General features: G+C 56.0%; 6 protein-coding genes. All 6 read left to right on the forward strand.

Annotation, left to right across the window (positions count from 1 at the left end):
• Positions 1-964: peptide ABC transporter substrate-binding protein (locus VAE55_RS06155; protein WP_322814923.1), on the forward strand; the 964-nt coding region annotated here is incomplete at its 5' end.
• 390 nt (positions 965-1,354) lie between these two features.
• The gene (locus VAE55_RS06160) at positions 1,355-2,314 is read left to right on the forward strand and encodes an ABC transporter permease (protein WP_322814924.1); all 960 of its coding nucleotides are present in this window, start codon (positions 1,355-1,357) and stop codon (positions 2,312-2,314) included.
• 28 nt (positions 2,315-2,342) lie between these two features.
• Positions 2,343-3,371 (forward strand): ABC transporter permease, encoded by a 1,029-nt coding sequence (locus tag VAE55_RS06165; RefSeq protein WP_322814925.1) that lies wholly within the window; start codon positions 2,343-2,345, stop codon positions 3,369-3,371.
• Between the two features lie 14 nt (positions 3,372-3,385).
• A complete protein-coding gene (locus VAE55_RS06170) occupies positions 3,386-3,859 on the forward strand; it encodes a hypothetical protein (RefSeq protein ID WP_322814926.1) in 474 nt (157 codons plus the stop codon).
• Between the two features lie 12 nt (positions 3,860-3,871).
• Positions 3,872-5,029, forward strand: a complete 1,158-nt coding sequence (locus tag VAE55_RS06175) for a phospholipase D-like domain-containing protein (protein WP_322814927.1) — start codon at positions 3,872-3,874, stop codon at positions 5,027-5,029.
• 672 nt (positions 5,030-5,701) lie between these two features.
• Positions 5,702-5,857: a hypothetical protein gene (locus tag VAE55_RS06180; protein WP_322814928.1), complete on the forward strand. Its 156-nt coding sequence runs from the start codon at positions 5,702-5,704 to the stop codon at positions 5,855-5,857.
• The last annotated feature ends 531 nt before the right edge of the window (positions 5,858-6,388 follow it).

Below are 6,388 nucleotides of genomic sequence, written 5' to 3' on the forward strand. Positions count from 1 at the left end.
GGCACGGGCGGTCTGTGAAACGGCTGAGGTCGACTTTGCCTGGAACTTGCAGATTCCGAAGGCCGTGCTCGAACCGATTCTGGCTGCCGGCAATTGTGATGCTATCGCTGGCGGTTCGTTCGGTGTCGAGCGGATTGTGGTCAACTTCGCTAACCCTGACCCGGCCCTGGGTGACAAGCGCAGCGAACCTGATCAGCCGCACCCCTTCCTGACCGACCCCGCCGTGCGTCGGGCCATCGCGCTGGCGATTGACCGCAAAGCTATCGCCGAACAGCTCTACGGACCAACCGGCGAACCGACTTGCAATATTCTGGTGGTACCGGCTAACGTCAATTCACCCAACACAAGCTGCGAACGGAATGTGGAAGAGGCGAAGCGGATTCTGGAAGAGGCGGGCTGGGTGCTGAGTGGATCGGTGCGCGAGAAGAATGGAGTTAAGCTGATCGTCTCGTTCCAGACTAGCATTAACACGCTGCGTCAGGGCGAACAGGCGATTATCAAGTCGAATCTGGCCGAAATCGGCATTCAGGTCAACGTGAAGGCCATCGATGCCGCCGTCTTCTTCGGTGGTGATCCGGGCAACCCCGACACGCTGAACAAGTTCTACGCCGACTTGCAAATGTACACTAATGGTCCATCTTCGACCGATCCGCAGCAGTATCTGCAAGGCTGGATCTGTGCTGAGGTAGCCTCTTCGGCTAACCAGTGGAACGGCAACAACGATGGTCGCTACTGCAACCCTGAATACGATGCGCTCTTCGAGCAGTTGAAGAGGGAACTCAACTTGCAGCGCCGGGCAGAGCTGGCCATTCAGATGAACGATTTACTGGTCAACGATGTTGCGGTTATTCCGCTGATCAACCGCCGCACGCCCAACGCCAAGCTGAAGAACCTGGAAGGGCCAACCTTCAACACCTTCGATAGCAGCATCTGGAATATCGCAAGCTGGCGGCGCGTGCCGTAAGCAGTGTCTGCGCGAGGGGTGGCAGGAGCAATCCTGTCGCTTCTCGCGCTTTCTCGATATCGGTTTCATCTATCTGAAACATACTGTACAATATTGAACGCATCTTAATCACCGGCGCATGTCATGTATTGTTGACAATGGTACGTTCGAGCACTGACTTGCCCTAACACTTCGACAAATTGGGCGCATACAGTGACTCTTGCATGCAGGTGTTCATAAGCCAGACTGTGCGGAAGCACAGCTTTCGCACGCCACGGATGCAGCCTTGGCATCACTGACCGAAAAACGGTTGACAGCAATTCAATCTTTACGCCGGTAAGCCGGCACAGGATATAGGTGAAGCGTAACACGGACTTATAGCCGTGCTACAGTCGACAGGGGCAATGGCGTATGTTGCAGTATATTATTCGACGTATTTTAATTGCTATCCCAACGCTCCTGATTATCAGTTTTGTAATTTTTGCCGTGCTCGCACTTGCCCCTGGTGATCCGCTGGCCCAGTTTGCCCTCAATCCGGCCATTCCCGAATCGACCCGTGAACTGATTCGGATTCAGTTTGGCCTGGATCAACCCTGGCCAATTCGCTATGTACGCTGGTTGACCTCGCTTATGCGAGGGGATTGGGGCTTCTCGTTCGGTACCCGTGGCCCGGTGATTGATCTGATCTGGCAACGTCTCCCCCAGACATTGATAGTTGTGGGCACAGCATATCTGATCGCGGTGTTGCTGGCAATTCCGATTGGCATTATTTCTGCGGTAAAGCAGTATTCAATTTTTGATAACGTTGCTACCTTTTTTGCGTTTATTGGGTTTTCAGTACCTTCGTTCTTCACCGGTCTAGTATTGATGCTGATCTTTGCAATTAATCTGAAATGGTTTCCAATTGTGTACAATACAACATTGCAGGTCGTTGACTGGGAAACCTTCACCCAACAGGTACGCCAGATGACCTTGCCGGTGCTGGTGCTGGTTGTGCAACAAACCGCTGCCCTCACCCGCTTCATGCGCTCATCAATGCTCGACAACCTCTCGCTCGATTATGTGCGCACAGCGCGTGCCAAAGGGTTGAGCGACCGAATGGTTGTGTTGCGTCACGTTTTGGTGAATAGCCTGATCCCCGTGGTCACGTTGATTGCCCTCGGTATTCCCACCATCTTCGCCGGCGCAATTATTACCGAAAACCTCTTCCGGGTGAATGGTTTGGGTGCGCTGTTGATTACGTCGATCAATAATTCTGATACCCCGGTCGTGATGGCGTTGACGTTCATCTTTGCCATTTTGACGGTGATGTTTAATTTGATTGCCGATATTCTCTACGGTGTGCTCGATCCGCGAGTACGCTATTCGTAAGCGAGAGGCAACCGGAAGGGGTTAGCGTATGTCTGAAATAGAAATGAATGGTGCCATAGGAATTTCGGCCAGTGCCCGTGCCCAGCAGATGACCACGCGGATGGCTGCAAAACCACGTTCGCTGCTTAGCGATGCCTGGCGGCGCTTTCGCAAGCATCGCATGGCAATGTTGGGGGTGGTTGTACTGTTCATGCTGGCCCTGTTCTCATTTGTTGGGCCATATTTCTATGTACCACGCCTGGCAGCAGAACTAGAGGCAATCGGTTCGCCATTTTTGCAGGATCGGGTTGACCTACAAACGGCTATTGACCATCTCGATTTTCTCAATATCCTCTCCGCCCCGAGTGCCATCCATCCCTTCGGAACCGATGATCTCGGTCGTGATCTGCTGGCACGCACTTTGTACGGTGGCCGGGTCTCACTGCTAGTCGGGCTGACCGCAATGGCAATTGCGATTTCACTTGGTACCATCATCGGCGCTACTGCCGGTTTCCTGGGCGGGATTGTTGACCAGATTTTGATGCGGATTACCGATCTGTTCCTCTCGCTACCGGCCATTCCTCTCACGTTGCTGGTGGTCTATCTGTTCCGCGATCCCGTCATTCAACTCATGGGCTCGCCGGAGGCCGGTATCTTCACGATTGTGGTCACGGTAATCGGGAGTCTGGCCTGGATGAGTACGGCCCGGATTGTGCGCGCCACCTTCCTGTCGCTCAAGGAGAAGGAGTTTGTTGAGGCCGCCATTGCGCTGGGTATCAGCCGTCCGGCAATTATGTTTCGCCACATTCTACCCAACGCTATCGGTCCGATTATCGTTGCTGCAACGCTTGAAGTAGGGAGTGCGATTATCACCGAGTCAACCCTGTCGTTCCTGGGTGTCGGTTTCCCGCCTGATACACCGACCTGGGGCCGGCTGGTGACCGACGGTAGCCAGTATTTGCAGGCAGCCCCCTGGCTGGCCCTCTTTCCCGGCTTGTTGATCTTTCTGACGGTGCTTAGCATTAATTTCGTCGGCGATGGTCTGCGCGATGCGCTCGATCCACGTTCACGGCTGTAAGGCAGGTTGGGCATATGAGCCGCAATCTCACACCGCTGCAACAACTGGTCGTTGAAGCGCTGCAAGAAGACGAGCGTCTGACCGCCGGCTTAACCGATGATCAAGCTATGCAGTTGCTGCGCTGGGCAACAACCCGTGCTGTTACATTGACGGCGACGACTGCTGATGAGGCTACCGCCGAGACGATTGCGCAGGCGCTGCGACAGGCGGTGCGGGCCGCTGCGCGGGCAGATGGCACAGTGGCGACGGCGGAACGGGCGCTTACGACTCTGCTGCCGACACCACCAGCGACAAGCGAAACCGCACCGGATCAGCGTGCTGATCCGGTAGCGGGTGTTGTGCTGGGAAGCGCGACTGATCGTGATACTGTTCATGCTCCCCCTGACACTATCAGTCCCCCCCCTTCCCCGCGAGGGGTACCGGTGTATCCGAAGCGGTGGCTGCATGCGATACCATTCAGCCTGCTGGCCCATCTGGGCCGTCGCTAGACTGGGGAATATATGGCGCGCAAGCCCTCTTCGTCACGACCGTATCGCCCCAACCGCACGCAGATCATACTCCTGTTTCTCATCCTGGCGCTTGGTTATCTGATTAATGCCGGGATTATTGATCTACGCCGCTTCGGTCTCGATCCGGCCCTATTCGGGATTGAAACCCAATCTAAACCTGATGTCAGCGGTGACATCGCCGTCTATTTCACAACACCAGCGCTGGTCTATCCCGATGTGCCACGCAACCGGGTCACGCCATCATTTCTGCGCGATATGCTGACCGATATTGCCAACGCTCGTCAGAGTATCGATCTGGCGACATTTGAATACACCCTGCAACCAGTGGCGGAAGCGCTGGTTGCTGCCCACCAGCGCGAGGTACAGGTGCGGCTGGCGCTTGACCGTGAAAGCCTGGAGGACCCGGTAGATGCCAAATTCGCCGGAATTATTGAAAAGGGCGGGATTCCAATAAGCTGGGAAGAGACAACGGCGTTTCTCCACAGCAAATTCATTATCATTGACAACCGGATTGTCTGGACGGGATCGTGGAATGTGACGATCAACGACACCTACCGTAACAACAACAACCTGTTGCGGATCACTATTCCGGCTATCGTCGAAAACTATCGCGTCGAATTTACGGAAATGGCCGCCGGTCGGTTCGGCAACAGCAAACAGGCCACAACCCCCCACACTCGCATTACCACCGGTCAGGCAACTATCGAAAATTACTTTACACCACGCGAACGGCCAGCCTCGCGGATTGTTGAGGTCATCAGCAATGCCCGCCGGTCGGTCGTGTTTATGGCCTTTTCGTTTACCAGTGACGAGATTGCCAAGGCGATGGTTGATCGGCAGCAGGCCGGCATTCCGGTGCGGGGGGTGTTCGAGCAGCGTAACGCTGGAGGGATCGGTTCCGAGTTTGGGCCGTTGCACGAAGCAGGCGTAGAAGTTCTAGCCGACGGGAATTGCTATACCATGCACCACAAGGTGATTGTGGTTGATGAACGGTTTGTGATTACCGGTTCGTATAATTTCACCAGCCGCGCCGAGCGCACCAACGACGAAAACCTGCTCATCATTGAAGACCCGGTGCTGGCCGCAGCCTATCTCGATGAGTTCGAGCGGGTCTTTTCCCAGGCTCAAAATCCGACGCGCTGCCAGTAGGGAGTGGGGAATGGACGTTCTCAGGATTACGCCCCTCCCAATCTGCCCCCCGCTGGAGGAAGACCATTGGAGCATGATCCTGCCCCTTACGCATTACCCACCTGTCACCCGGCAGCCGGTATGAAACCTCATGGCAGATTGTGAGGCAAGCACACTATGTGGTCACGTACTCCGCAGTGTCCTGCTGCATTTGGCCATGCGGCAAGCGCTTCCCGGATCGTCACGAGTACATCCAGCACCTCCGTGACCAGGACAGGTAACGGTATGCCACGCGCCGGATCGCAAGCACGGCTGGCGCGGCAGCATGGCTGCCGCACGCCACACCGTGCGACACGCGCATAACGAGCGGGTACGGCAATCCATCCAGCACGTGCCGGCACGACTGGAGCGGTGCGCTGCCACCGGGCCAGTTGCCCAAACAGCACCCATAGCGATCATACCCGCTGATACGCACGTGGTTGACACCAGGTATAGGTAATGCATAGCCGCTGGGGGTGCTATGCATTACCCACATGTCACGCTGCGTCAGACCGGGCTGTAAGTGCTCCCCGTGGCGCAGGCTTCCAGCCCGCGTGGAGGTATACTTCCATCACCGGCAGATGCTGGCCGTGGCCGCTGGTGCGCAGGCACGAATCTGGTGCAACAATACGTCTACGTGCAGGTATCGCATGTATGTCTGACTGTTTCGATGATCGGCACGAGCACATCCAGTACCGCCGTGACCAGGATGGGGAACGGTATGCCACGCGCCGGATCGTGAGCACGGCTGGCGCGGTAGCATGGCTGCCGCACGCCAAACTGCGCGATACGCACATAATGCGCGTGTAAGGCAACCCATTCAGCACGTGATACCACGGCTGGAGCGGTGCACTGCCACCGGGTCAGTCGTCCACAACAGCACCCATAGCGATTATACCCGCTGATACTCACGTGGTTAACACCAGTTTTGGGTAATGCATAGCTCCTGCACGGGAGCTATGCAGTATCCGAGTTATGGGTAATGCATAGGAATATTGAGGAGCGGGCAGTGAACCCGCTCCTTTCCCCCTATGTGCACCACGACCAGACTGGTATGCTAATCCAATTTGCCACCTACGCTGTGAGCAGGCCACGAAAGACTACCTGCTATAATGCACAGCACGACACTGCGCACCACATTGTGCAGCATATCTGACCGGTATGCATCGTGTGAGTCGCAGCCAGTTTCGTAAACGCACTACGTCACGCCCATCTGGTATGCCCATCCGCCGTGTCGCTGTGGTGATAGAAGGGTGCACCTTGGGTGACGATCTATCCGCGTGCATCCGCCTCACCCGCGTCCATCCGTGTTCCACCCCTCCCCCCGTCGCGCTCAACGCC

This window comes from Chloroflexus sp. (assembly GCF_034432675.1).
Taxonomy (GTDB): Bacteria; Chloroflexota; Chloroflexia; order Chloroflexales; family Chloroflexaceae; genus Chloroflexus.

Excerpts from the sequence above, each read along its gene's own strand:
- VAE55_RS06160 (WP_322814924.1), top strand. The coding sequence starts at position 1,355 with ATGTTGCAGTATATTATTCGACGTATTTTAATTGCTATCCCAACGCTC.
- VAE55_RS06165 (WP_322814925.1), top strand. The coding sequence starts at position 2,343 with ATGTCTGAAATAGAAATGAATGGTGCCATAGGAATTTCGGCCAGTGCC.
- VAE55_RS06170 (WP_322814926.1), top strand. The coding sequence starts at position 3,386 with ATGAGCCGCAATCTCACACCGCTGCAACAACTGGTCGTTGAAGCGCTG.
- VAE55_RS06175 (WP_322814927.1), top strand. The coding sequence starts at position 3,872 with ATGGCGCGCAAGCCCTCTTCGTCACGACCGTATCGCCCCAACCGCACG.
- VAE55_RS06180 (WP_322814928.1), top strand. The coding sequence starts at position 5,702 with ATGTCTGACTGTTTCGATGATCGGCACGAGCACATCCAGTACCGCCGT.